Source organism: Flavobacterium sp. B114r (genome assembly GCF_056824125.1).
Genome location: NZ_CP124858.1, coordinates 4,685,466 through 4,710,973 on the forward strand (window position 1 = coordinate 4,685,466; position 25,508 = coordinate 4,710,973).

Annotated in this window: 26 protein-coding genes; 12 read left to right on the plus strand and 14 right to left on the minus strand. The window is 38.3% G+C overall.

Going from position 1 to position 25,508, the window contains the following annotated elements:
• Positions 1–1,176, plus strand: coding sequence for a relaxase/mobilization nuclease domain-containing protein (locus tag QLQ94_RS19540; protein ID WP_482498296.1), 1,176 nt, complete (start codon positions 1–3; stop codon positions 1,174–1,176).
• Between the two features lie 138 nt (positions 1,177–1,314).
• Here the strand turns inward: QLQ94_RS19540 and QLQ94_RS19545 are convergent, their stop codons facing one another.
• The 5 genes from QLQ94_RS19545 to QLQ94_RS19565 form a co-directional block, all read right to left on the minus strand.
• A complete protein-coding gene (locus tag QLQ94_RS19545; protein ID WP_482498298.1) occupies positions 1,315–2,193 on the minus strand; it encodes a hypothetical protein in 879 nt (292 codons plus the stop codon).
• A 180-nt stretch (positions 2,194–2,373) separates the two neighbouring features.
• Complete coding sequence (locus tag QLQ94_RS19550) at positions 2,374–3,072, minus strand: IS1 family transposase (RefSeq protein ID WP_271336909.1); 699 nt, start codon at positions 3,070–3,072, stop codon at positions 2,374–2,376.
• A gap of 133 nt (positions 3,073–3,205) precedes the next feature.
• Positions 3,206–3,643 (minus strand): DNA/RNA helicase domain-containing protein, encoded by a 438-nt coding sequence (locus QLQ94_RS19555; protein ID WP_482498300.1) that lies wholly within the window; start codon positions 3,641–3,643, stop codon positions 3,206–3,208.
• Positions 3,630–4,505 (minus strand): pepsin/retropepsin-like aspartic protease family protein, encoded by an 876-nt coding sequence (locus tag QLQ94_RS19560; RefSeq protein WP_271336914.1) that lies wholly within the window; start codon positions 4,503–4,505, stop codon positions 3,630–3,632. The genes QLQ94_RS19555 and QLQ94_RS19560 overlap by 14 nt, the downstream gene beginning before the upstream one ends.
• A 396-nt stretch (positions 4,506–4,901) precedes the next feature.
• Complete coding sequence (locus tag QLQ94_RS19565) at positions 4,902–6,032, minus strand: serine hydrolase domain-containing protein (protein WP_271336915.1); 1,131 nt, start codon at positions 6,030–6,032, stop codon at positions 4,902–4,904.
• 289 nt (positions 6,033–6,321) lie between these two features.
• On the opposite strand from QLQ94_RS19565, the gene QLQ94_RS19570 reads away from it, so the two are divergent.
• A complete protein-coding gene (locus QLQ94_RS19570) occupies positions 6,322–6,855 on the plus strand; it encodes a hypothetical protein (protein WP_271336916.1) in 534 nt (177 codons plus the stop codon).
• 63 nt (positions 6,856–6,918) lie between these two features.
• On the opposite strand, the gene QLQ94_RS19575 is transcribed toward QLQ94_RS19570, so the two are convergent.
• The 4 genes from QLQ94_RS19575 to QLQ94_RS19590 all read right to left on the minus strand — a co-directional run bounded on the left by QLQ94_RS19575 (position 6,919) and on the right by QLQ94_RS19590 (position 10,341).
• The gene (locus QLQ94_RS19575) at positions 6,919–7,428 is read right to left on the minus strand and encodes a response regulator (RefSeq protein WP_482498303.1); all 510 of its coding nucleotides are present in this window, start codon (positions 7,426–7,428) and stop codon (positions 6,919–6,921) included.
• A 924-nt stretch (positions 7,429–8,352) separates the two neighbouring features.
• Positions 8,353–8,559: an exodeoxyribonuclease VII small subunit gene (xseB, locus tag QLQ94_RS19580; protein ID WP_271336918.1), complete on the minus strand. Its 207-nt coding sequence runs from the start codon at positions 8,557–8,559 to the stop codon at positions 8,353–8,355.
• Positions 8,537–9,973 carry an exodeoxyribonuclease VII large subunit gene (gene xseA, locus QLQ94_RS19585; RefSeq protein ID WP_482498305.1) on the minus strand — a complete coding sequence of 479 codons (1,437 nt, stop codon included), beginning with the start codon at positions 9,971–9,973 and terminating at the stop codon, positions 8,537–8,539. The genes xseB and xseA overlap by 23 nt, the downstream gene beginning before the upstream one ends.
• Positions 9,974–10,083: 110 nt before the next feature.
• Positions 10,084–10,341, minus strand: coding sequence for a hypothetical protein (locus QLQ94_RS19590; protein WP_427402380.1), 258 nt, complete (start codon positions 10,339–10,341; stop codon positions 10,084–10,086).
• A 689-nt stretch (positions 10,342–11,030) separates the two neighbouring features.
• Here QLQ94_RS19590 and QLQ94_RS19595 point away from each other — a divergent pair.
• The 10 genes from QLQ94_RS19595 to QLQ94_RS19640 all read left to right on the plus strand — a co-directional run bounded on the left by QLQ94_RS19595 (position 11,031) and on the right by QLQ94_RS19640 (position 19,948).
• The gene (locus QLQ94_RS19595) at positions 11,031–11,171 is read left to right on the plus strand and encodes a hypothetical protein (RefSeq protein WP_271336922.1); all 141 of its coding nucleotides are present in this window, start codon (positions 11,031–11,033) and stop codon (positions 11,169–11,171) included.
• A 70-nt stretch (positions 11,172–11,241) separates the two neighbouring features.
• Positions 11,242–11,889, plus strand: a complete 648-nt coding sequence (locus QLQ94_RS19600; protein WP_482498307.1) for an SRPBCC family protein — start codon at positions 11,242–11,244, stop codon at positions 11,887–11,889.
• Between the two features lie 114 nt (positions 11,890–12,003).
• On the plus strand, positions 12,004–12,237 hold the full coding sequence (locus tag QLQ94_RS19605) for a hypothetical protein (protein ID WP_271336924.1): 234 nt from the start codon (positions 12,004–12,006) through the stop codon (positions 12,235–12,237).
• A 654-nt stretch (positions 12,238–12,891) separates the two neighbouring features.
• Positions 12,892–13,071: a DUF3606 domain-containing protein gene (locus tag QLQ94_RS19610; protein ID WP_271336925.1), complete on the plus strand. Its 180-nt coding sequence runs from the start codon at positions 12,892–12,894 to the stop codon at positions 13,069–13,071.
• A gap of 2 nt (positions 13,072–13,073) precedes the next feature.
• Positions 13,074–13,253 (plus strand): DUF2188 domain-containing protein, encoded by a 180-nt coding sequence (locus tag QLQ94_RS19615; RefSeq protein ID WP_271336926.1) that lies wholly within the window; start codon positions 13,074–13,076, stop codon positions 13,251–13,253.
• Between the two features lie 697 nt (positions 13,254–13,950).
• Positions 13,951–16,449, plus strand: a complete 2,499-nt coding sequence (locus tag QLQ94_RS19620; RefSeq protein WP_482498309.1) for a UvrD-helicase domain-containing protein — start codon at positions 13,951–13,953, stop codon at positions 16,447–16,449.
• 142 nt (positions 16,450–16,591) lie between these two features.
• Positions 16,592–16,777, plus strand: a complete 186-nt coding sequence (locus QLQ94_RS19625) for a hypothetical protein (RefSeq protein ID WP_271336928.1) — start codon at positions 16,592–16,594, stop codon at positions 16,775–16,777.
• Positions 16,778–17,062: 285 nt separating this feature from the next.
• Positions 17,063–19,102, plus strand: a complete 2,040-nt coding sequence (gene ligD / locus QLQ94_RS19630) for a DNA ligase D (protein ID WP_482498311.1) — start codon at positions 17,063–17,065, stop codon at positions 19,100–19,102.
• A gap of 515 nt (positions 19,103–19,617) precedes the next feature.
• On the plus strand, positions 19,618–19,779 hold the full coding sequence (locus QLQ94_RS19635; protein WP_414655397.1) for a YegP family protein: 162 nt from the start codon (positions 19,618–19,620) through the stop codon (positions 19,777–19,779).
• A gap of 13 nt (positions 19,780–19,792) precedes the next feature.
• On the plus strand, positions 19,793–19,948 hold the full coding sequence (locus QLQ94_RS19640; RefSeq protein ID WP_414655398.1) for a YegP family protein: 156 nt from the start codon (positions 19,793–19,795) through the stop codon (positions 19,946–19,948).
• 47 nt (positions 19,949–19,995) lie between these two features.
• On the opposite strand, the gene QLQ94_RS19645 is transcribed toward QLQ94_RS19640, so the two are convergent.
• The 5 genes from QLQ94_RS19645 to QLQ94_RS19665 form a co-directional block, all read right to left on the minus strand.
• Entirely contained in the window at positions 19,996–20,634 is a 639-nt protein-coding gene (locus tag QLQ94_RS19645) for an NAD(P)H-binding protein (RefSeq protein WP_482498313.1), read from the minus strand.
• A 178-nt stretch (positions 20,635–20,812) separates the two neighbouring features.
• Positions 20,813–21,097 (minus strand): hypothetical protein, encoded by a 285-nt coding sequence (locus QLQ94_RS19650; protein WP_482498315.1) that lies wholly within the window; start codon positions 21,095–21,097, stop codon positions 20,813–20,815.
• Positions 21,098–21,235: 138 nt separating this feature from the next.
• Positions 21,236–23,422 carry a hypothetical protein gene (locus tag QLQ94_RS19655; RefSeq protein ID WP_482498316.1) on the minus strand — a complete coding sequence of 729 codons (2,187 nt, stop codon included), beginning with the start codon at positions 23,420–23,422 and terminating at the stop codon, positions 21,236–21,238.
• A 314-nt stretch (positions 23,423–23,736) separates the two neighbouring features.
• Complete coding sequence (locus QLQ94_RS19660) at positions 23,737–25,254, minus strand: DEAD/DEAH box helicase (protein ID WP_427402372.1); 1,518 nt, start codon at positions 25,252–25,254, stop codon at positions 23,737–23,739.
• 54 nt (positions 25,255–25,308) lie between these two features.
• Positions 25,309–25,485 (minus strand): hypothetical protein, encoded by a 177-nt coding sequence (locus QLQ94_RS19665; protein WP_271336934.1) that lies wholly within the window; start codon positions 25,483–25,485, stop codon positions 25,309–25,311.
• Between the last annotated feature and the right edge of the window lie 23 nt (positions 25,486–25,508).

Sequence of the window (25,508 nt, forward strand, 5' to 3'; positions counted from 1 at the left end):
TTGAAAAACAAGATCATCTGTCTGGGTGATCAACTAAGTGATTTTGCAAAGATCAACCGTTTTACAAAACGGCTTGAACTAAATGAAAACACCAAACGAAACAGTGTACATATTTCCCTGAATTTTGATCCTTCAGAAAATCATTCCAAAGAAAAGCTGATGTCTAGTGTAAATACCTATATGGAGAAAATCGGTTTTGGAAACCAGCCTTATTTGGTTTACCAACATCACGATGCGGGACACCCGCACGTTCATTTGGTCTCTGTAAATATTGAAAGGGACGGCAAACGAATTGATATGCATCATTTAGGCATTCGAAAATCAGAACCCGCAAGAAAGGAAATCGAAGAAACTTTTGGATTGGTAAAAGCCGAAGGTCGAAAAATAAAAGAACAATTTAATTTACAGCCTATTTCAATAAGCAAAGTTAATTATGGAAAGGTTCAATCTAAAAGAGCCTTAACAAATGTTTTAAACAAGATAATCAATGAATATAAGTACTCAAGTCTTCCCGAACTTAATACAGTACTGAAACAATACAATATATTGGCTGACCGTGGTAATGAGAATTCAAAGATCTTTTTAGCAAATGGATTGGTGTACCGAATACTGGATGACCAAGGAAATCCCATTGGAGTTCCAATTAAAGCCAGTGATTTTTACTTTAAACCAACTTTGAAATTTTTAGCAGAAAAATTTAAGAACAATGAAATAAGAAAATTATCAGACAAATCAAGGGTAAAAAATAAGATAAACACGACCTTGTTTAATGAGAAAGCAATGCCTTTAGGTAAATTTGCTGAGCTATTGGGAAGAGAAGGCATTCAAACTATATTTAGACGAAGTAATGAAGGTAATCTTTATGGAATTACCTATATTGACTATACAACCAAAAATGTTTTTAATGGCAGTAGTTTAGGAAAAGAATACAGTGCCAAAGCTATTGAAGAACGCTGCGGATTGAAGATTACTGGTGAACAAAAAGAAAATCAGATTTATGAAAAACTTCCCTTTAAAGAATTATTGATCGAGGATTTACAATATCAAAAAGATACACTTACCATTCCTCATTTAGTTAGGTTATTGGATCTGATTACACGTGCTGAATATTCTTCAGATTATGTAACAAAACAATTTAAGCAAAAGAAGAAAAAAAGAATTCAAAGAAGGATTTAAAAAAATTACGGGTGTATTTATAATGCACCCTTAACTTTGTCTCCATTTTTTATTAGTACATCCCTATTAACTAATATTATCAATTGCAATTATCGAGAAACAATTGTTTTGCATTTACCTGACCCAGCATGGAAATTTCTAACCATACTTTACAGGCATTTTCCTTATCCCAGATTCAAAATATACAGCCGCTTTATTGTATAAAGCATCTATATTTTTGCGATCAAAATTATATGATTCCGTAAAATACGTAATGGACTCTGAATATCTCTTTTGTTGGTAAGCGACTAATCCTTTACTAAAGTAATCCGAAGATTTTCTTAGATCCTCCATTTTTCCTCCATAGATTCTCTCAAATTCAGTTAAATCCTCTGTAAAAAAAAGCACTGAAATTCCCCAATATCTTTTTGTGATTTCACTTTTCAGAACAAATGGAATTTCAATGGATTCATAATCCTGAAAGTCTTTTAGATTCCATTTTTCAAAGGAATGATCGATAACTTTTTTTACTGTTCTTATTCTTGATGAATCATTTTGCGTCGAAAATGTTATTTCTGTCTTTATTTTTTTTTGTGCCGGATAAATTTTTAAATTCCCCACCAATTCAAAATTTGAGTAATTATTTTTAAATGCTTTATTCAAATCTATTTCAATCGTCGCATTAGTTTTTGGCGCAAATAATTTTGAAGCGATTATATTTTTTTTGTTTTTATTCTTTTCTTTAAACTGTGCCAATACAGCTTCTTGTTTACTAAAATATAATCTTTTTAGCTTATCATCTGTTAAACCTTCAATTTTTTCACTTAATATTAGAGAATCATTACTTACTTTTTCAATGATAAATCCTGCATATTGAGATGTTTTCATTAAATCATTGATCAAGTTAAAATCTAAACAACTTTCATTAGTTCTATGAATTGGACTTGAATTAATGCATAGTCTATTTTGATCAATCCGATACTCTGCATAAGCAGAATCTTCTACAAATCTGTCAAAAAGATCACTTCCATCTTTCATTTCTACTTTGTATTTTATCCAATGCCCCTGTATTGCTGAAAGCCTAATCTGTCCATAATTATTAGTAAAAAAAAATATGGTTATGATAAAAAAAATGCTTTTCATTTTTATACTGATTAAGTATATTGTATATTTAATTTGAGAATATGTATTTAAAGGATAAACTTACCATTTTATCAATCAAGTCCAAAAGTAAATCTTTAAAATAGCCATAAAAACTACTAAACTTTTACTGAAGCAAATAGTACGTCGGTTTAGTCTTTTGAGATGAGTTCTGAGAGTCAAATTTTTCCTTTCAATATGATTTGTACCAAAACGTTTTACAGAGTGTAATTTCTCATCAATTAGATACCTGTAGTTTTTTAATCTGTCGGTAAATATCTTTTTCGGTTCTGATAATTTTAACGTATCGAGGACAAGGATCAATGTTTTATTTGTTCGTTTACCAACATTAAAACTCACAACCTTTTTAGAATTCTTTTCCAGAGCATAAACCAGCCAGATAAAATTTCGCTTATTCCTTATGTAAGTGCACATTTCATCAACTTCATACATTTTTCCTTTGCTGATAATGGGCTGATTAATACTTCTTGCAATTGAAACGATTCTTCTTAATAATGTTGTTGTTGAAATTTTTAATATTCTTGCAGTACTTCTTATTCCTAAACCTTCTTTTGTTAATTGAATGATATTTTGATTTATGCTTGAGTTGTAAGCTTGATAAGTATAATTTTTTATAAAACGGTAACAACAAATTTTACAATAGTACTGCTGTTTTTTATTTTTGGTTCGCCCATTTTTAACAACTTCTTTCTCTTTACATCTTGGACAATTTACACCATCACTAACTCTGGAACACGAGGAAATATTTTTACTCATTTTAGTTCTTTTAAGGCAATATTAAAACAAAAAAGATGAGCATTACTGCTCATCTTTAAATTATTTATTGATAACATTTACTCTATTTCAACATGTTAGAAATCTAAAATCTCGTATCACTAACTCTAAAACACTACCCAATTTGTATCCGAGCTAATATTGGCATATCCAACTCTAATCCTTGACAGGCAAATTCAGTAATAACACTGTTTAGATTTCTACAATAGGATAAATGCGTATCATAAACATAATATTGTAAAAATGTAAAAGATGGGGTTGCTGTATACCCATTCATCATCCCATATTTAGGAAGAATTTTACTTTTTGAACTTGCAATAAGACCAAATGTTTTATCGGGTTCATCATCATATTTATTTCTTACATGAGATTTCGCTAATTCAAGATCTCTTGTAACGTATATTGGATAATCTTCATTACGTAGATTCGTAATCATCCCTTTTGACTCGGCAAATTTATCGTCTAATAAATTCTGATGAATTTTATTGCAATTTGACTTGATTTGTTGAAGTAGTTGTCTGATATAATAAACTGAAAATCTATTTCCTATCAATGTAAGTGTCTTTAAACAAATGATTAGGCCTTAGGTAAACCACCTTGTTTTGAAAGTCGAGAAAAATATTAAATCTTTTCAAAACCTCATTTCCCAGAATATGGATGTTTTTTCCTTTGACAGGTTTACTGGTCGTTGTTTGCTGAACGGGAACATTTTTTAATTTAAACTTCCCAATGGTCAACATTTCCAAATTGGAGGTGATTACCGGAATTTCATTTCCCTGACCGCCTCTCATGATTACTTTTTTGATGATTTTCATATTCTGGACAGGAAATTTCTTTTCGGCTAAGAGATCATTGTCCAACATTGCTGTGCGTTGATAACCGGTATCGAATAAAAAGAGATCTTTTTCAGAAGCTTTGCCTTGTTTTATTTCACTGCTGACAAGGAAGCAATACTCCTTATAAAATTCCATCTTTAATTTTGAAAACTTCTTATTTCCCTCTATATTTTTTGGCAGTTTTGAATGGACGACCATTAAATCCTTATCATAATTCAATTCCACCACTTTATCTTTGAATAGATCCCAGCCAAACCTGCCCTCGGTGCCGTGACCTGTCAGTTCTGCATCATAAACTTTGGTTGAGTACGTATTTTTGCCGATCTGCAGATCGTAGAATTTATCATATAGTTCCACAGAAGTTTTGATCTTATTCTTTAGGGTATAGTTGGTCAAAATCAATTCTGTCATTCCCGTATCAAAGTTTAAGGCTAAAGTGTCAATTTTATTAAATACTGCCTTGACATAGATTGTGTTTTGCTCATTAATTTTCATCAGCAGACTATCCGAAATTTTTTCTGATTGCGCAAAAATACTATTTGAAATAAGTAGGGCTGAAAGGAGTAATATAATTTTCATTAATTTATTTTTATTGATGATAAGGGTAAGAACTATTTATTTCTTTACTAGTGCAGAACAAAAAGTAATTTAATTAGCTCTTTTTTCCGAAATTTTCTATCCATCTTCATTATCCTAATTAAATTCAATAGATTTTTGATACATTTTGATCGCAGAACTATTTTGTCGTTTTCTCGAAAGATCAGTATACCCAAAAGAATTTTAGGTACAACACTCCCCTCTTTTCTACAATTAAAACATTGCCATTAAATTACTTATATTCAGCTAATACAAAAAAAACACATCTAATTCTGTCTTGATATTAGGAGCTTTAAAATTGGAAACTGAAATAAAGAGCACGATCAAAATCACTATTTTTGTTCTCATATTTCATTGTCTGATTTAATTGTTTGTTAATTAGCTATGATCCAATTGCCTTACTATTTCTATTATTTCATGACTAATTTCAGGGTTGATACCTCGTTTTTCCTTTAGTAAAATAAAAACAGAAATCGTTGTATTTAAATCCGGCATATACATAACATCTGTTCCCCACCATCCACCGTGGTAGTAGCCTTTATATCCATAAAATGACGGAAAATTGTAAAGTCCCAAACAGTAATTATTATTTAACTCCCTTGGGTTAGTGTAGGTGTATAATTCGGATAAAACTTTTTTATCTTTTATTATTTTGCCTTCAAACAAATACTGAAAGAACATCGCTAAATCTTTGGTCGTAGAAGCTAATCCACCACCACCGTACAAGTCCCATGAAGGATTGATTTTCTCAGAATCCCAACCATAAGCCTTCGAATATTGGTGTGCAAGAGCCAGAGTGTTTGCTGGCTTTTTCTCTAAATCCACAAACCAGGTTTCATTTATTTTAAGCTTTTTGAAATCTAATAAGTCCCGAATTGCAGTGAAAAACAATTTGCCCGTCTCTTTTTCTATAATTTCTGATAATAACAGATAATTAATATCGCCATAAGCGAAAGCTTTTCCAGGCTCAAGAGGCTTTGCTATTTGCATTGCAAGTTCTATTTGTTCATCTCTGGTCCATTGATGATTGGGATTTTCCCCAACATAAGCGAAATAAGAATCAGTCACGTAATCCGTGATCCCGGAAGTGTGAGAAAGTAGATTCCGTACTGTTATCTGATTGAGGTTGTATCCACTTTTCAACAATACTTTTTTTGTTTTTTTAGATAAGAGATTATTAATCGGCTGATTTAATTGCAGTTTTTTATTTTCTACCAATTTTAAGATAGAAGCAGCAACATAGGTCTTGGTGTTGCTTGCAATAAGAAGTGGTTGGTCTTTATTAATTTTTTCTCTGCTATCACGATCAGAAAATCCTGTTGCATAGGTCCAAGAAATTTTATGATCTGGAACTTCCACATGAATCATTATTCCCACAGCATCCCGATTAGCATGATAAGTTGAATCTAAAATATTTCTAAACTGTAATTCAATATTTTGCGTGTAAGAAATCGACGAAATAAAGAGAAACAATGTCCCTAGATAGTTTCTTAGTTTTTGCTGTTTCATTTTTTTTTATGCTTTTCAACTATAGAAATGAATCATACTTTTTCAAATTGATCCTTGAAGTTTTTCGAAATAATTTACAATTTAATTTTTTTTTCTGATTATCAAATTTACACCGACCTATTCATTCTTAAAATGGTTAATAATAACCAATTATTAGTCAATTTCGTTTTCTAAATTTGCAAGTAAACGAAAAAATGCTACTCTATGTTCAGCATACAGCTGTTATCGAGCTATAGATCAAATTCTAAGTTCATAATATCGAATTTAATCTCTATCTCCTAACAAAATTATGAAAAAAGTTATTCTGAAATACTTTGCTCTTCTTCTTCTTCTTTTTGTATCCTGCAAGACATTACAAATCAATAATGAACCTGCTAGGTCTTTTTTACCGATGAAAATCGGAAATAAGTGGACAATTGATTCACAAAATTATACCCAAATACAAGATACAGTAAGAATAGATAATAAATTGTACTACAAATTCTATTCTTTAATAGGCGGTGATGCTGTTTCTACAGCGTATCTTCGAATCGATGAGAATAATCAATTAATGGAATCATGGCCAGATCTAAGAGGTAAGGAATATACACGAGCAAAGTTTAACAGCAAAGTTGGCGATAGTTTCTTCACCCTTAATGACGCAAGTACTAATGATTACAAAGTTACTGTAATTAAAAAAACTAATAAAAAAATAACCTTTTCTTTTGAAATGATTTACCATGATAATATGAAAGGTGAATCACATCAGGTAACCTATATTAAAGGGCAAGGTTTAGATGATGGATGGAAAAATATTAAGATTGACACGAAGATAGTAAAGTAGATATAAGGGACTTCCCTGACAAAGTAGATCTCAGTAAAATAAGCAAACAAAAACACTAATTATTTAATCCTTCTGAGATATATTCTTTTCAGAAACAAAAAATATATTTTTAACAGGATTCAGTAACGCTTTGGTCCAGTGGAGAATGAATACTTTTTTGAGAATGAGAACAAAACCGGTAAACGAACTCGGTTTTTGTATATAAAGGTTTGCTCCTTTATTAAAAGTATCCTCAATATCTACAGGGTGATTGGAAGTGGAGAGCATAACTGCAGGGATTTCCTTAAGCTTTTCATCGCTCTTTATTTCTGCCAATGCCTCCTTACCCCCTTTAATGGGCATATTTATATCGATGAAAATAATATCAGGTTTCCCTTCGGACCCCTCTTTTAAGGTGTCAACCAATTCTTTCCCGTTTTCTACAGTAGTGACCTCTGCAGGAATTTTTGTTGCACTAAGAGCTTCCATAAATAATTCCTGATCATCTTTATCATCCTCAGCCAAAACAATTTTTACCGGCGTTACTTCTTTTAAGTCTTTAGCAGAAATGCCTGAGTTTTCAGTATTTATCATGTTGGATTGGCTTTACAATATCCAAAAGTAATATAAAAACAATTAATAAAAATTTAGTTAAATAAATAATCTTCAATCATCAACAAACTTAGTATTAATTCAGGCCATAACTTTTTGTAAAAGCGTACATTTTCTCTATCAAAGCAACATTGACAAGAGAAAACATTCCTTCCTACTACCTCATCAGAACAATAGAGATGTTTTGCAGAATTGCCATATATTATGACAAGAAAAATTTTGTGCGTTGGGAATATTGGATACCACTAATAGTAATTTTATAGAATTTGTGCTGCTTGTATTTTTGTGCACAAGAGGAAATTTAAAAATCATTTCAATTTTTATGGCTTTCCAAATCAAACTAATTTTATTTTGGAATTAATCTGCACTTCACTTATTACCTCGGACGGTCTAATGCCCTGCTAGAGAGCCATGCTCGAATACATGTAAAAAATGATTACAATTCTAAGGTATTAAAGTAGTCTGAGACTTAACAAACATTCATTTCACTTACTTTTGTCCATGAATCAAGAAGAAACAAAACGCTTTTGAAACCGATCCCCGCCTGAGTGGACTGAAAACTATGGGCAAAAATTAGTAATACGAAGGTTTTTTAAAACAGCTCTTGCATAGGGATACACAATTTTAACGATTCCCTTGAGATGTGTCCCCCTGGTGGCATCTTAAGGATTTTTACCAGCACCTCAGAAGTATTCCTTGTCTTGCCGCACAAACGCAAATAAAAGTATTCCATTACATTGTAATAAATATAATATACAAATAAAAGCCCGTTAAAGATATCTTTAATGGGCTTTAGGTCTTAGGCATATAAGGCCGGATACTGGCTTTGCGCTGCATATCCTATTTTGTATCGGATTATATATTCAAATAACGTCCAAAACAATTAAATTATTATTCTTGAGATTTTCATTTGGACGGATTCTCCATCTGGCTGATAATCTTGTTGACCTCACTTTCAGTTGATTTGAGTTTGGTCTGGCAAAAAGTAATAAGCTCGGCAGCCCTCTTAACCTTTGTGGCCAGTACATCAACCGAAATGGTTTCATTCTCTATTTCCTTTGCAATTGCTTCAAGCTCTTTGTAAGCAGCTTCATAAGTCAGTGTCTCTTCCATTGTATTTTGTTTTTTGCTTGACGGTGGTTTTAAAAATTATATCAGAGAGTATCACATCAATGTTGTCCCCCACTGTTATAGTATTGGCATTACTGATGATTTGATCGTTTATTTTCACAATAGCATAGCCCTTTTTAAGGATGTTCTCCGGGGACATCATCCGAATACTCGCAGCGTAATGTCCCAAATAGCCTTTCTGGTTGCGAAGGTAGCCACTAGTGAATGTTTTCAGGTTACGGATTGTATTGTCAATATCGTTGATCCTGTTGTAAAGAATAATCTTGGGCTTTGCTGAAACTTGATGGGACAGGCTCAGCAGCATTTTGTGCTGCTGGTACAGGATGGTTTTGGAGCTGTTGATCGTGTTTTGATTAATCGTATTTAGAGCATCTTTATGCCCTGTAATAAGCTCCCTGGCACTATTGGAAATAGTACTCTTTAAACTAGAAAGGCTCTGGTAATTCACCAGAAAGAGCTGCTGTGATTTAATGACGATATTCTTCTGAAGCAAAAGGATCTTCTGTTCAAAACCGCGGTTGTGGGCAATGATAAACTCAGCGGCCTTGGTAGGAGTCTTGGTCTGGGTATGGGCCATAAGGTCGGTTATACTCACGTTTTTCTGATGCCCGATCCCTGTGATGACTGGAATTGGAAACTTGGCCACCGCCCTTCCGATATTATAATTGTCAAAGATCAGAAAATCAGACTGCGCCCCCCCGCCCCTTGTGATCACCACGGCGTCGTATTGTATTCCGGTAGTGTAGATTTCAATAAGTTTACCAAGGAAGAGCTTTGCATTATTATCTCCCTGCACGATAGTCGGGTAATCATCAATTTGAAAGACATAACCGAAATCGTTGTGCTCAAGGGTATGTCTGAAATCCTCATGACCTGCAGAATTGATTCCCGAGAGCACTGCCACCTTTTGAATAACTGCCGGTAGTCTTAACTGATTGTTGGTGGTACTATACTGCTCACCTTCCTTTGAAATAAAAACATTTTCCTGCACCAGCCTTTTAAGGGTGGCATTTCTTTGCTGTTCCAGGATACCCAAAGTAAAATTGGTATCGATATCCAGTACAATCAGCGAGAGTCCAAACAGGGGATGATAATCCACACTAACCAAGACCAACACATTAATATTATTGGTGAAGCTCTGGCCTGTATTTTTTTCAAAATCAGACAGATGCATCGACCCCGTCCCCCAGGCCTTGCCTATAATTTTGGCTACAATGCTGTTGGATGTACTCCCTTTTTCTACCAGTTCAAAGTAATGGATCCTTTTGTCGGCCTTATAGGAATGATTGGTAATATCGGCCACTACCCAAAAAGTCTGCCCCTTGAAGCGGTCCGAGAGAGCATCACTGATTTTTCTGTTGAGCTCCGAGAGTTTGATATGTTTTTCTGATCCCATAAAAAGCAGTGAACTTAAGTGTTCCTTAATTGAATTTCCCTAATGGTTTAAGATGCGGTAATGGTTTAGAATTGTAGATTTGATTTCTTTTATATTCTCCCTTTAGGTAATTATTTCGCGGTACTAACAAGGGTAATGGTATCTGCCAGGTCGTGGCTGGAAATATAATCCTGTACGAAATCTTCCGCCTCTTTTTTATGATCGGGTGAAGTGGAAAATGAATTGAGGTAAAAATCCTCATTCTCGTCGGCAATGTGAATGATGTGGGTAAATCCCTTGGAAATCAAAGTCCCTTTTAATTTTAATACCTTAAGCTCCCCGTTGTTGTCAATTGCCTTTTTCACTCTAAGCTTTATAGTTTTATCCATGGTATTGGGTATTGTGTGATTCTGTAAAACAATATACTAAAAGAAAAATTATTTTTTACGTTTTTTATGTTTTTTTTCTATTGCATTTCCATGCCTTTGCTTCTCACAGGCCAAAGGATCGTGTTAATTCACCTTCCAAAACAAGTCTCTTTCCTGATTATTTACTGCCCTAAAACTACTAAAAATCAGAACAGCACTATTGGGTTCCATCATAAAAAATAAGAACAATTAAAAAAACAGATCCTTTTCATTCAAATATTATAAGAAAAAAACCTTGTCTTTTCTGCCCGAATAGGGGACAAATTCTTGGAAACCACAGAGATTTCCCTTTCCAAAATGAAAACAACGCATTGCCTTGAGATAAAAAAAATGCCTCACCATACCATAGGACCACTTTAAATCTGATGGAAAAAAAACTGTGCCAGATCCCCTCGCGCATGAAAAAGGAAAAAATGCCATGATCCCAAGCGGAAAAGCTTAAAGAAATTTCGGTTTTTGCGTTTTTTTACCGTCGTTTTATAAAAGCGTAAAACTCATAAGGCACTGATAATTAAAGAACTCTTAGATAAAATTCTATAAGAACAAATACGCCCCTTGTTCTTAATTTTGAATTAGTCGTGGATTCAAACACTCTGAATCATGGCGCCATAATTCGGAACCTGATAATTAATAATTTTAAACAATAGGACATGATAACTGACGACAACAAAAAATACGATACAACAAACAACCACAATGCTAATCACCCAAAGCAGGAAGATACTACGGTGAATCCCGAAGAAAACTTTGATGAGAATTACAGCGAATCGGAAGATTTCGCAACTGACTGAATCCAGGGCAGACAGATCAAAATATACTATTTCACACTCTCAAATAAATTAATGATAAAAAACATACGATATGGCAACTAAATCAGCATCCAACAGCACGGCCAATGTCTCGGCATTGGAGAGAATACTAATGATTACCAGCGGGTCGTACCTGCTCTATAAAGGACTTTCACAGGAAAGCAAAAGCCTGGCTAAAATCAGCTCCGGTGGGGCGATGCTCGCCAGAGGTCTCAGCGGGTACTGCCCGGTGTACAACGCGTTGGACCACTTGAAAAATGACAAACCCTCTAATGTAAATATCCGAACCAGCGCCGTAATCAACAAGCCCATCAGCGAAGTATACGCCTTTTGGCGCAATCTGGAGAACCTGCCTAAATTCATGAACCACCTGCAGTCCGTTAAGACCATAAGTGATACCAAATCCGAGTGGACTGCCAAAGGTCCTGCCGGTATTGGCACACTTACCTGGAATGCAGATATCATTAAGGATCAAAAGGAAAAACTCCTAAGCTGGCAGTCCCTACCAGACGCCTCGGTTAAAAATTTTGGCAAGGTGCTCTTCAAAGCCAAAGGAAAAAATACCCAAATAGAAGTGACCATTTCCTATCGTGCCCCTATGGGACTTGCCGGTGAAGGTGCCGCAAAACTACTGAACCCTTATTTTGAGAAAATCGTAAAGAACGACATCGAAAACCTGAAGATCTATTTGGAATCATAGTCCCGCGAATTGGGGTCCGGACTTTATAAATAAAAAAAGCCTTTTAGATTTGGAACCTAAAAGGCTTTTTTTGAATGTACCTTTAATTGAATTTACAAACTTAAAACGATAGTCATGAAAGAATTAATCCAGCAATTCGAAGAAAAGCTAAAAAGACATCTTGAAAATACCTTTAGTGCTTCCCCCGGTACGGATAACATAAAAAGACTCAGCGAAACCGAGAAAACAGTCTATGATTTTGTGGACAATTACATTTTGGAATCCGATTTCATAGCAGCAGATCTCGAGCCATCGGTGCAATACATCCTGGATGAATTTGCAAAATCAAAAATCAATTATATTGAGTAAGTTTTTAATAGAGACAATCTGTTACTATTAATCAGGCGGCTTGTCAATACTGGCAGGCTATCTCCTGGCCTGGGCATTCATATGGTGCCTGTAGCGGCTCGAGGTTTCATAGGCAAGTTTTCTCACCCTCACGATATTTCCCAACGGGCGGTGCGCGTACAGGCAGTGAAACGGATCGAAACTCAATACATCCTCAGCATAAACCCTTCTCTGCGGACTAAAAGTGTCCTGTGGCGGGAAGGAGAGTTTGGCAACGGGGTGGTATGGGCTTTTGTCCTCGGGCCACTGTACCGATCTGTCCTCTACGGGCATAAGTTGAAGGTCCATGCAGAGTTGCACGCCAATTTCGTATTCCGCGCTATCGAGAATGATTACCTGGTAGGGAGGAAACCAACAGGAGTTCAAGAAAGTCCATCCCAACTGGCCAGTGGAACTCCTGGATATCCCAAGACGCGTCGAAGAGTAAACCCGCATCGGGTTTTACTACCCAGGATCCATCTCACCTTTTGTCAGGTATGGGAAAAATAATTCATCGTCCGGAATTTTACCTAATGCGTTCTCTACCATGACAATCCTGTAAAAATCGTATTTTATAATATAACAGTTTTGCCTGCTGGCGCGGTAACTTTGGTTAGAACCCTTAAAAGTAAAATCATGGACGATAAATCAAAAACAGGAAAAGCGGACGATTCACAAATCAATATCAATGAATCGTACGAGGTGCAGTATTGGTCTGAAAAGTTCAATGTGCCCCAGGAAGTATTAAAAACGGCCGTAAGGGCTGCAGGTACCAATGTGGAACATGTCAGGGAATACCTGGCAGAAAACAACTGATCATGCCCTGGTATGACGGGGACTATCCCCCATCTTATAAGAACCAGCCCGCGGGTGTCAGGGAAAAAGCTGTGGAAATAGCCAATTCGCTACTTCAAGACGGTGCCGAAGAAGGAATCGCAATCGCCACGGGACTCAAGCAGGCCCGTGAGCTTTTGAAAAATCACAAGGAAAAAACTTAAAACAGAAGATCATGGAAAATAGTTAGCAAAGATTCCAAAGGGATCAGGATGATACCAATCAAAATGCCAAGAGCGCCTCAGCAGGTATGCAGCCCGGGACCAGCACAGGGGAAGCCGGATGCCTGAATCATTACGATCAGCAAGGAAACTCACGATAAAACAAAGAACAAAAATAGCAATATCGGGGGAAAAAGCATCGATGAGGCCACAGATCCATCGAAGCTCTCCAGCCTTTAACTGAAAAATAACACTCTAAATTTATACATTATGTCAAGAGAAATTTTCGATACTTATGATCAGCAGGAACATACGTATCACGCACACAGCAGAAGATTCCATAATGTCTGAAACTATGGAGAAAAAGATCCCGCAATCAATCAGCACCAGGATGATTCCCGCAGCATTCACAACCATACGGATGATTCATCCCAAAGAACTGACAACAGCAGTCCGAATGCTAAGGATGATAAGCAACAATGGGTTAATGATGCCAACAGAAAGACCCTCGATGAGGAAACAGCAGATAAGGATGAAATCGAATAATCCGATGGCTTGAGTCTTTTGATCAACCGTAGAACAAAAAAAGGTCGTTATAAAGATCCCGGTTCAGGAATTGTGAAAAGAATTTTTAATGTAACTGTTACTAAATTCTTTTCAGGATTCTTTTGAGACGGGATCCGCAATTCTGAAGACCAATATGCCGGCGAAACTTTTTTTATGGACCCTGCAGTTTGGACTTTCCCTGCCACGCCTTGGAAATAATTGCATAAATTTGCAGGCAGGCCGCCAGGAAATAAACAGCTTAATAAAAATTAAAATGACCGACCCGAATTTAGAAAACCTAAATGCAAAACAGCTTCAGGCCGTTACCACAACTGAAGGGTATGTCCGCGTTATTGCGGGGGCGGGATCAGGAAAAACAAAGGCGCTGACCTCCCGTTTTGCCTATATTGTAAACAGGCTGGGAATCAATTCCTCGAATATTCTCTGCGTCACCTTTACCAATAAGGCCGCACAGGAAATGAAAAAAAGGGTAAAAGCCCTTGTCGGGGATACCCGCGATCTAAGTCTTATCACTACCTATCATGGTTTTTGCGTGCGTTTTCTGCGCGAGGAAATAAATAAAATTCATTATCCCAAAAATTTCATCATCCTTGATACCGAGGACCAGAAGACTATTCTGCGCGATGTCTTTAGCGAACTGGAGATCAACTCCCGCCACCTGACCTTCAAGCAGGTCCTTCAGTTTATCTCCAAATCAAAAAGCACGTCTGATTACCTTGCATATATACTCGGTAACAAAAGCTTTGAGGATCAGCAAACCGAAAATTTATCTCTCAGGGTCTTTCACCGGTACCTGGACAAACAGAAACGAAATTATGCCCTGGATTTTGATGACCTTATTCATTTCACGGTCTATATTTTAAACTCATTTCAGGACGTACTTTTGAAATGGCAGAAAAACATGCACTACATTCAGGTCGATGAGGCGCAGGACAGTTCCGACAGCCAGTTTGAGCTTGTCGAAATGCTCTCTCGTGTCCACCAAAATCTATTTGTGGTGGGAGATCCCGACCAGACCATCTACGAATGGCGCGGCGCCAAACCCGAATACCTGGTGGATTTTGATAAAATGTTTCCGGACTGCCAGACAATCATCATGAACCAGAACTACCGCTCGACCCCCAATATACTTCAGGTGGGCAACCACATTATAAAAAACAATACCGTAAGGGTGGCCAAGGATATGGTCACCGATAAGCCCGCCGGGTTTGAGGTGGTCCATTTTCATGGCAAAAATGATTTTGAGGAAACCCAGTGGGTCGCGGGTGAAATCAGGGAGATCCTGAAAACCGAAAAGGCCGCCTATTCTGATATTACCATCCTGTACCGTGCCAACCATATTTCCAGAAATATCGAACAGGCACTGATCAAGGCCAATATCCCCTATTCCATTTTTGGAGGCATCAAGTTCTTTGAAAGAAAGGAAATAAAGGATGTTTTGTCTTTTTTAAGGCTCATGGTCATCGGGGACAATATTTCATTTTTACGCATGTTCAACCATCCGGCAAGGGGCCTTGGCAAAAAGTTTCTCGGGCGCTTAAGCTATCTGGCCCGCGAACAGAATTTATCTTTGCTCAAGGCGCTGCAAAGGAATATTTCAGATACCGAACTGGCAAAAAAAGGCGCTGTAGAGTTTTTAAAAATCATTGAAGAACTACAAGCAATTTCCAAAACCAAATCCATCTCGGACCTGGTCAAGGACATCCTCGAGAAAAGCGGCCTGGCCGAATTGTACCGAAAAGACGGTGACCAGGACCGTCTGGAAAACATCAAGGAACTCGTAAGCTCGATGATGCTATTGGAAAAGGAAAACAATGAGGGGATTAATGTGGAAGAATACCTTCAGGAAGTATCTTTGTATACCGATCTGGACACACAGAATGAAAATCAGGACAAGGTTAAACTCATGACCATCCATATTTCCAAAGGCCTTGAATTTCCCTATGTTTTTCTCTGCGGATTTACCGAAGGGGTGATTCCCAGCGCGCTGTCGATAAAGGAAAGAAGAAAAAGGGCCATCGAGGAAGAAAGAAGGCTTACCTACGTGGCAGTTACCCGAGCGGAGAAAAGATTCTATATCACCGATTCCGAAGGGTTTAATTTCACCACAGGGCTCAATAAATATCCTTCCAGATTCCTCTTTGAAATCAAGGAGGAATTCTACGTGCGCAAGGGTAAATTAAGCCCCGAAATCATACAAAATAATCAAGCTGGCAAAACAAGTGTACCCGATGGGGATGCTCAGGCTTTCAAAGTTGGGGATACCGTTATGCACGAGGTCTTTAAAAAGGGAAAAGTCACCCAAGTCAATTTTGACAAAAATGAATACAGGATCGATTTTTTTGAAATTGGTAAAGAAAAACCCATTGATTTCTCTTTTGGCTTTTTAACCAAAATCGAAGGTGACCAGCATGCCGAAGCTCCCGCTCAGGGTGATGGGCCCGCCATGGCGGAAGATCTGAAATCCCATTTAGGCTCTTTAGGGGATCCCTTTGCGCAGCAGGATAAGCAAACAGATCCAAAAGAAGAAAAAGACATCTTGTGGCACAGCCCTGCAGCTACCCTGCCCGATAACGAAAAGAAAATTCAAAATGATAAAAAGGGAAATAAATGGTGGAAATTCGGCAATTAAATTCTGGCCTGATTACCGTCTTTTTACCACTTTCGCTTTTTAGGTACTTCGTGTAAATTTGATAACAAAATCGTTTTTTATTGTAAGACAAAACACAACTATTGCCTTAATTTTAAAGGTATTAACTAAAAAAAAACTTACCATGGGAAATACACACAATTACAGCAGTAAAGAACTTCAAAAATGCCCGTACCACAACCAGCTTCAAACCCTTTTTAATGACGGTAATCCACAACAGGATGCCAATACAGGGGACTGGGATCAGGAGCGTGAGGATGATGCCGGTATGGATCCCGACCGCAATGAGAAAGGCGGTAATAATAATTAAGGAGGTGCAGCAAGTACAGGCAGCGCATCGAGAAACAGCTAATCTTGATCACGCCGCAATCCTGCCTTGGAATAAATAGCCTTACATATTCCTCTAGCAATTTCAAGCTTAGATAAAAAAAGGCTGCAATGCTCGGTGCGCTTCCCTACCAAATACATTGCCATTAGGGTAGGCACACCAAAAAAAAGTAATTGCTGCGCACTAGATTTTTTAAAGGCTCGCACAATTGCCGTAAAGTACAGCTCTGACACCCAAAGGATTTGCCTTAATTAAAATAAAAAGGTAATGAAAACAAAAACCGTTACGCCGAAAAATAGCCATACACTACTGGAAAAAGGCATAAAAAGCAAAATGCCTTCCGCTATCAAACCTATGCTGGCCACACTGGTCAATGAACCTTTTGATGATCCCTACTGGTCGTATGAAGTCAAATGGGACGGCTACCGCGCACTGGCCTATGTCCAAAATGGCTTGGTAGCCATTGCCTCGCGCAATAACAAATCCTTTGCCGCAAAATATTACCCCATAACCGCCACCATGGAAAAATGGTCCATTGATGCAGTACTCGACGGGGAGATCTTAGTAATCGGAAGAGACGGAAAAGCCAATTTCAGCGCCCTGCAAAACTGGAGAAGTGAAGCGGACGGTCATCTCGCCTATTATGTTTTTGATCTGCTCTGGTACAACGGCAGAGATATTACCGCACTGCCATTATCCCAAAGACAGGCCATCTTAAAGGAAATACTGCCCGGTGATGACGATCGCATCCGCCTGAGCCAAGTCTTTACTTCAAATGGGCTGGACTTTTTTGACGCGGCAAAAAAAATGGGACTCGAAGGCATCATGGCCAAAAGGATGACCTCGGTTTACAGCCTCGGCGCCCGCAATAAGGAATGGCTGAAAATTAAAGTGAACCGCAGACAGGAAGTAGTAATCGCCGGATACACCAAAAATGGCAACTCCGCAAAACAGTTCAGTTCCCTGCTGCTGGGTGTATACCAGAACGGAGTACTGGAATATGTCGGAAAGGTCGGTACGGGATTCAGTGACAAGCTACAGAATGAAATGATGCAGGAATTCACTCCCCTGATTACCGATACAATACCTTTTGCCACAACTCCCGATATCAACAAACCCTCCAGATTCCGTCCCAATCCTCCACACGCCACGGCAACCTGGTTAAAGCCCTCTTTGGTCTGCGAGGTGAGTTTTGCCGAGGTGACCACAGATGGGGTTTTCCGGCACCCTTCCTTCCAGGGTATGCGCTCCGACAAAAAAGCAAAGCAAGTCGTACGGGAGACCGCATCAAAAACACAGGCCATAGTAGCTGACGGGCATTCCAACACCTCAGATGAAAATCATTTGGTCCGGTCTCCAAAGAACACTGGAAGAAAATCCCTGCTCAATCCAACGGAAGAAACGCAGGTAAAAAAAATTAAAGGCCACGAGCTGAAGTTCACCAATCTGAGCAAGGTATACTGGCCTGAGGACGGCTATACCAAACGCGATATGTTAAATTACTATTATCAGGTTGCCGACTACATCCTGCCTTATCTAAAAGACCGTCCCCTTTCGCTCAACAGGTTTCCAGGCGGTATACACTCACCGAGTTTTTACCAGAAAGATGTAAAGGGCAAAGCCCCCGACTGGGCAAGGACTTTTCCTTATACTACCAGTGAGAACCAGGACAAGGAGTTTCTTGTCGGGGGTGACCAGGCCACCCTTTTGTATATGGCCTCCCTGGGCTGTATCGAAATCAACCCGTGGTTCAGTACCATAGAGCACCCTGATAATCCCGACTATTGTGTTATTGATCTTGACCCGGATAAAAATACCTTTGATCAGGTGCTCCAGGCAGCACAGAAGGTAAAAAAAGTACTGGATGCCTTAGACATACCTGGATTTGTGAAAACCTCGGGATCAACCGGAATGCATATTTATATTCCACTTGGAGCAAAATATTCCTATGACCAGTCCCAGATGTTCGGAAAACTCATCGTGTCTGTTGTACATGAGCAGCTGCCCGATTTTACCTCAATGGAACGCCAGATCAAAAACAGACAGGGCAAAATGTACCTGGACTTTCTTCAGAACCTTCCGGGTGCCACCATTGCTTGTCCGTACTCCCTTCGTCCCAAACCCGGGGCAACTGTATCCATGCCCTTGCATTGGGAAGAAGTCAAAAAAGGGCTAACTATGCAAGATTTTACCATTAGAAACGCATTGGAACGTATCAAAAGTGAAGGGGATATTTTCAAAGGCGCCCTGCAGAAAGGTATTGATATGAAAAAAGCACTCGGCAGGGCTGAAAGTATTTTTAAGTAAGGGTAATGGATCATTTCTCCTCACTAGGCAGTTGTCCATGAATTTAAGTGTATAGTGGACTGTTGTGCCAAGGGGACACCATGGATCTTAGGATTTTTGTTTTACCGGTTTTAAAACGATTGACTAGTTACAAAAAAAAAAAAGCCTGTAGCGATATCAGGCGCTACAGGCAGAAAAAACATTAAATAATCAACCTACCAGGGCAAAATTATTTACCCTTGGTGCTTTTAGCACTGCTTATTGAATCAGTACTGACAGAAGTATTGCGTTTTTGGTAGTTCCTTCCGCGCCCAGTTTGTTATACATATTCAAACATAACAGCCTTCGAATTACCTTGGTTACACGATTCAGGCTTTTTTTTCCATAATTATAAAACACAAAACTCGCCTTGCAGACTGTTTGAAAAATAGTTTTAAATTATTATTTGTGAATTTTTTCCTATTTTCCAGTAAGAATTTATAAATTAGTAGCTTCTTTTCAAGCTGATGACAAGCAACCATAAATCGTAAAAAGAGATGGGAAAATTTGTAATTATAAGAAAAACAGCCGGTAAATTTCAGGTACAGCTAAAATCCAAGGCAGGCGCTGTGTTGCTGAGCTCCGAAGAGTACACAACCAAAATCAGCTGTAAAAAAGCAATCGAAAGTTTTCGCACCCCATGCAAAGCAGCCCGATAAATATCAAAAAAAGATAAGCACTGATTGGGAACCTTATTTCCACCTGAGATCTTCTCATGGAAAGGTCATTGCTACCAGCGCCATTTTTCCAAGTACCCTTTCAAGGGAACAGGCCATAAAAAGGGTGCAGCGAATCGCGCCAAATGCTGTTGTGGAAGACCAGTCCTAAAACAGTAAAAGTACTCCCATTTATCCTTTCGGCATAAGATAATCGTGTTAAAAATCTGCGATTTTTTCCAATTTCACAACTGAAGTTCCCTGTGGTAATTTCCATGGTGACTTGGCCAGTTTCATAGCCAACACTTCGGTGGGAAGCGGTTTGTATTTTCTTAGCAGTCCTATGGCATTAACTAGGTTAAGTACTTTGACCACAAGTTTCTCCCCTGCTCTGTCTGTGCCCCCGCGAAGAAGTGGCCCTGGTTTGAAAATAATAAATTGCCCAAAGTTCAGCCCGGCAATAGCAATTTCAAGTTCTCCCTTGATCCTGGAGTAGAAAACCATACTCTTTGCCGAAGCATCCGATGAGGAAACAAGTACAAAGGAATTTACTCTGTTTTTCCTTGCAATAGCTGCAAAAGTTGCCGGAATACCAAAATCGATCTCCCATTGTTTTTCTTTTGAACCCGCGTCCATAAGGGTCGTTCCCAAACAACTAAAAAGGACGTCTCCGCTAATATGTTCGCTGTACTGTTCTATATTGGAAAAATCGATCACATATTCTTTAAGCTTTGGATGAGATCTTCCGGTAGGTTTTCTAACAAAGATCGATACTGAACTATAGTCATCATCTTGTATCAGTTCATTCAGTAAAAATTTCCCAGTAGAGCCTGTGGCTCCTATAAGCAGTGCTCTCATAGCTTTATATTTAATTTTTGGTATGGTATACAGTATCTATTATTCAAGACATCTAATCTATGTTCTTTAAGATAATAGTAAAGAGGCTGTCTTTTAATGTTTATATTGCTTTCTGATAATGCATTTAAAAACCTGCAGTGGGTAGAAACTGCCGCAGGTTTAAAAAAAAGGCAGGATCTTACTTGCCTTTCTTATTACTTGTCGAATCAGTTTTGACTGTAGCGGTTCCTTTTTGCACAGTACCTGCGGATCCAGAACCAGTTGAACCTTCGCCCGTTGCGCCGGTTGTTCCCGCACCCCTTACGGTTGTTGTATCAGAATTTGGTCCTACAGTATCGATAGTGGTTGCAATAGAATCACTTCCTGTCTGATAAGGATCTTGGGGAGTGGGATCATTTTTTTTACAGGACACAGCCGTCACTAAAATAAGGGTAAGCAATGTATTTCTAATCAGCGTTTTCATAGTTTCTTTTTTCAGTTAATAGTATCTCAAAGATAATACTGCATGTTTGCAGAACATTATATAATTTTAACCAGTGCTTACAAATTTAAAATGTACTAACTTGTTTATCAACACATAAAGACCTTCTTATAAAAAAGATCACCACATTATTTTAACTGTACTGCCCCCCGTAATATTGTACGAAATTATTTCTGTATTTTCAGAAGTAGGAGCTATAATATTTTTGTCTACTAATGCTTTGATTTTTAATTTTACTTTGTTGGGAATTAAAATCTTTAAATTACACTCCAGAGAAGCACTTCCTAAAATTTTAAATGTGAGTGTCTTGTTTGACTTTTTTATATGGATTAACGGGTAATCTGAAAATAACAGAAATTCCTCACCTTTCACCTTATGATATTGTCTGGTTAAAACTCCAAACCCTACCCCGGCGCCGTAAACCTCCTGTCCCACTTGTCCGCTTTTTTCCCATCCGTTATAGAGATCTTCCAGGGGAATCCAAAGCTCTTTTCCTATCTCGCCGGTTTTAACTTCGTCCGATATCATTTCCTCGGGCAGCTTAGGGGGATAGTAAAAAGGAAACCTGCTTATCGCATATTTTAAAAATTCAGGTATTAAAATTTTTAAAGAAGACGGTAGATCAACCGTCGCGGATTGTAAAAGATATTCTGAAAGACCCGCGTACACCTCCATCTCTTCATACGCAGCCGTATAAGGCGCATTATTGAGGGGAAATACGGAAAAATAATTGGGGTAATTTTTACCAAATCCGTACTGGCAGTCCCAGATCTGCATATTTTTAAAAAGACATGCCAGACAGGCATAACTCAAATCAAGATACTCCTGTTTACCCGTAAGCTTGTACAATTCTAAAAGAGCCCCTGCAGAAAAAGCAGTGTTATTGGCCTGGTAAAGAATATCAAACCCACAGCCTGCCAATTTTTTTACTGATTTTTCAGCCTCCCTTAGGTAACGTTTGTTGTTGGTAAGCCGGTATATAAGCAGCATTAAATGTGCATAAGACCCCGGCACATCTTTCTCTCCGCCCTTTCCTGGCTCAGTTTCTTTTTTGATCACTTCCAATGTATCCATTTTATAAAATACCGGCCACTGGTAGTCAAAGTGATGGGCAACTTTTATGGCGAAATCAACAGATTTCAAAACGAGTTCTTCCGCTTTTTTCTCACCATTCAAAGCAAGCCTCGCAAGGTTCATAAGGGGATGGTGCAGGTACCAGGAGTCCATAACCATTTCCTGCTTTTGTTCTTCTGATTTATCGAGTTGGTGTGCAAGTTCAGGAAGCCACCGGTTCACGGTCTTCACCTTAGGATCATAAAAACCTTCTATCCCATCGAGTAATTCATTATAAATAGGATCTGTTTTTCCATACCAGTCCTTCAATTCATTTAGGGGCATAAGCACTGCCAACTGCACCATCACTTCCCCCGGCGTATCATAGTCACATAGGTACGCATTTAAATACGATTTTCCTTTTGTCTGTGTCCAGCATCCCTTGCTTTGCTGTAGATCCCTTAGGCAGCTTTGGGTAATATCCGGCCAGTTATGATAAAAGACCTCGGGATGAGGGAGTGCCATGTATACATGGGCCAAATGGTTTAAAAACTCCTGTGTTTCCTGTATCTCGTTATCTATAATTTGATCAGAAAAAATCACGTAAGCATCAGAGATGATGTAAGCCTTGTCCGCAGGCAACGCTTTCTGATTTGTAACGGGCAATTTAAAACCTATTTCAGGCCAGGCCCCTCCAACGGTATCTTCTAATGAAGTTTCTGTTGCTTCACAATACGGGCTTAAAGAACCCAGATTTTGAAAATAGAAAACAGAACCTGTTCTGGGTCTGGTAGTACTTGCAAAGAGTATACCTGATCGAGAGCCCATTTGATGCATATGCAGGTTTCCACTGGTGTTTTCGACACTTCCCTGTTTTGTAACCACAAGAATATCGCGGGGCCAAAAAGGGATCAGCAGAGGCATCTTGGCGCTAAATGATGTCGTGTAATGAAGTAATACTTCTTCACTGTCAGGGAAATTGACACAAACTTCATATTTGCCAATCCTGGTTTCCAGATTGAGAACAAGAAGTTCCCCGTCATCGAGTAAATTAGTCACTTCAAAACAGCAGTTCAACCCGAACGCAGCGCGAAATGCCATTTTGCCCCCATCAGGCCACGTGGTGAGAATCCATATGGAATCACCAGTATTAAACGCATGAAAATTATAATTCTTGAATTCCTTTTCCCAAATTACAGTGCCGTTTTCTAAATCGGCTTGCACGGTCGCAGCCCAAGGTGAAATAGTATGCATAAGTTGTCAGTTTAAAAGTTTATAATTTTTCAATATGGATGATTATTTTTTGGTTTTTGTAGTTTAAAATCAATCTGAAGTTTAAAGACAGGGCAAATAAAAACAGCTGTACAATTATATCTTTACTCGCGGATTTCCATATGTGAAGCGTCCAAGGGTTTGGACTGCAAGGAGCCGATCTTGCGTCAGATAAATGGAAAGGATCACAATAGCAAATACCCAAAAGAATTCGCTCTGCCAATTCATCTCCTTGTTTTTATTGATCAAAGATCATTACATTTAAATTCAATGAGTTACATTACTCAAGCATTAAATTACATGATTTCCGCTCTAGATTTTATCTTCGCAAACAATTTGACGATAAGCCCTTCAAGACGGTCTTGATAATCTTTGAGCAGCCACTCTTTGTAATTCCTGCTGGCATTGTCAAGACATTTCACATATTGTTTCACCCTCCACTGAATTTCAGGCTGAAGCCCTTGGGCAAGTGCAATGGCCTCGGATAGTGCATCGGCATTATCCATGCACATTTTCGCTTGCTGCCTGATCGATTCCTGTATGACTGTTTTGGGTTTTTTATCCATATCAATAGCCTCTTGATAGGACGCTTCAATATCAAAAGTCATTTCAAGGGTCTTAGGAAACTTGGCACGCAATTCGCCCGACATGCCATGAGACTGGACGGCAGAATTACCAGAGGCATGATACTGTAGCTGCTTTGCAAATACGTCCGGTTTTTCAAAAACAAACTGCCAATCTACCGGCGCATCCCATGCCCCAAAGCGCTGGATATTGTTTCCAAGATCCGTAATCCCAAAAGTTTTCTTTGAAGGAAGCCTGCGCGAGCCGCGGCCTACCATCTGATGATATAGCGTAATGGATGTAGTAGCCCTGTTAAGTATAATATGCTCTAGGGTAGGTTCGTCAAATCCGGTGGTAAGAATGGACACCGAGGTAAGCACAGCATCCTTTGTTTTCTTAAACCACTTGAGGATTTCTTTGCGCCGGTCATCAGGGGTTTTGTTATCCAGATGTCTTATCGGAATTCCTGCCTGGGTAAAAGTCTCAAATACCTCTTGTGAAGTAGCTATACCATTATTGAAAATCAATGTCTTTTTTCCCAGCGCATTTTCTCTGTACGCTTCTAGCAATAATTCCTGCATGGATGAAGAGCTATACAATTCATTGGATGAACTCACGGTATAATCACCGTGTATGCCAGTTTTTAATGTATTGAGCTCTACCTCATAAACAAAAGATTTTGGTTTGGCCAGAAATCCTTCCTTTATAAGTACAGCAATACTTTCGCCTGTTATCAGTGTATCATAATGCTGTTTCATAGGTTTGGAAATATCACTGCTAAACGGCGTTGCGGTAACTCCAATAACAACTGCATTTTTAAAGCTTCCCAGTAATTTCCTGAAGGAATTGTGATGCGCTTCATCAATAATAACAAGGCCTACAACCTGGGGCTTTATTTTTTTTGACTTTATCCTGTTGCGCAGCGTCTCAACCATGGCAACATAACAATCACAGCCTGCTTTAAAATTACCACTAGTACTGTTTATCATGCAGTTCTTTACACCAAAACTTTTTAAAACAGCAGAAGTCTGCCTGCACAATTCTTTGCGATGGGTAAGGACAACCGCCGTTTTACCGTATTGGTCTATAAATCGTCTGGCGATTTCGGAAAACACAACAGTCTTGCCTGCTCCTGTAGGCAGCTGGTACAAAAGTTTACTTTTGCTGGTTTCCCCTATTTTCTCAAAAATAGTTTCAATGTCCTTTTTCTGATAGCAATGCAAGGTCTTTGGATGTATTTTTGTATTCATTTTAAAGGTCATTAAATAATTATTAGATCGGCATAATAGTAAAACCTTCTTTTTTTATTCCTCTGCCGGCAGCAGTTGTGACTCCATAAATTTTCCCGTCACTATTGTTCCCTCTTCATCTTCCCATTGAGTAATTACATTTTCAATAAGTTCAGGCTCAAATCCAATAATTTTCATAATCTGATTGCCAAATTCCTGCTGTACATTTTGTCCTTTCTTAAACATATTCATATTATTATTGTTTAATAAATAAT

Bases quoted from the DNA above. Each gene is read 5' to 3' on its own strand.
- QLQ94_RS19570 (WP_271336916.1), top strand. From the start codon at position 6,322: ATGAAAAAAGTTATTCTGAAATACTTTGCTCTTCTTCTTCTTCTTTTT.
- QLQ94_RS19645 (WP_482498313.1), bottom strand. From the start codon at position 20,634: ATGAGAGCACTGCTTATAGGAGCCACAGGCTCTACTGGGAAATTTTTA.
- QLQ94_RS19655 (WP_482498316.1), bottom strand. From the start codon at position 23,422: ATGCATACTATTTCACCTTGGGCTGCGACCGTGCAAGCCGATTTAGAA.
- QLQ94_RS19615 (WP_271336926.1), top strand. From the start codon at position 13,074: ATGCCCTGGTATGACGGGGACTATCCCCCATCTTATAAGAACCAGCCC.
- xseA (WP_482498305.1), bottom strand. From the start codon at position 9,973: ATGGGATCAGAAAAACATATCAAACTCTCGGAGCTCAACAGAAAAATC.
- QLQ94_RS19600 (WP_482498307.1), top strand. From the start codon at position 11,242: ATGGCAACTAAATCAGCATCCAACAGCACGGCCAATGTCTCGGCATTG.
- ligD (WP_482498311.1), top strand. From the start codon at position 17,063: ATGAAAACAAAAACCGTTACGCCGAAAAATAGCCATACACTACTGGAA.
- QLQ94_RS19575 (WP_482498303.1), bottom strand. From the start codon at position 7,428: ATGATAAATACTGAAAACTCAGGCATTTCTGCTAAAGACTTAAAAGAA.
- xseB (WP_271336918.1), bottom strand. From the start codon at position 8,559: ATGGAAGAGACACTGACTTATGAAGCTGCTTACAAAGAGCTTGAAGCA.
- QLQ94_RS19620 (WP_482498309.1), top strand. From the start codon at position 13,951: ATGCCGGCGAAACTTTTTTTATGGACCCTGCAGTTTGGACTTTCCCTG.
- QLQ94_RS19545 (WP_482498298.1), bottom strand. From the start codon at position 2,193: ATGAAAGATGGAAGTGATCTTTTTGACAGATTTGTAGAAGATTCTGCT.
- QLQ94_RS19610 (WP_271336925.1), top strand. From the start codon at position 12,892: ATGGACGATAAATCAAAAACAGGAAAAGCGGACGATTCACAAATCAAT.
- QLQ94_RS19625 (WP_271336928.1), top strand. From the start codon at position 16,592: ATGGGAAATACACACAATTACAGCAGTAAAGAACTTCAAAAATGCCCG.
- QLQ94_RS19635 (WP_414655397.1), top strand. From the start codon at position 19,618: ATGGGAAAATTTGTAATTATAAGAAAAACAGCCGGTAAATTTCAGGTA.
- QLQ94_RS19550 (WP_271336909.1), bottom strand. From the start codon at position 3,072: ATGAGTAAAAATATTTCCTCGTGTTCCAGAGTTAGTGATGGTGTAAAT.
- QLQ94_RS19565 (WP_271336915.1), bottom strand. From the start codon at position 6,032: ATGAAACAGCAAAAACTAAGAAACTATCTAGGGACATTGTTTCTCTTT.
- QLQ94_RS19650 (WP_482498315.1), bottom strand. From the start codon at position 21,097: ATGAAAACGCTGATTAGAAATACATTGCTTACCCTTATTTTAGTGACG.
- QLQ94_RS19660 (WP_427402372.1), bottom strand. From the start codon at position 25,254: ATGAATACAAAAATACATCCAAAGACCTTGCATTGCTATCAGAAAAAG.
- QLQ94_RS19595 (WP_271336922.1), top strand. From the start codon at position 11,031: ATGATAACTGACGACAACAAAAAATACGATACAACAAACAACCACAAT.
- QLQ94_RS19590 (WP_427402380.1), bottom strand. From the start codon at position 10,341: ATGGATAAAACTATAAAGCTTAGAGTGAAAAAGGCAATTGACAACAAC.
- QLQ94_RS19665 (WP_271336934.1), bottom strand. From the start codon at position 25,485: ATGAATATGTTTAAGAAAGGACAAAATGTACAGCAGGAATTTGGCAAT.
- QLQ94_RS19605 (WP_271336924.1), top strand. From the start codon at position 12,004: ATGAAAGAATTAATCCAGCAATTCGAAGAAAAGCTAAAAAGACATCTT.
- QLQ94_RS19560 (WP_271336914.1), bottom strand. From the start codon at position 4,505: ATGAAAATTATATTACTCCTTTCAGCCCTACTTATTTCAAATAGTATT.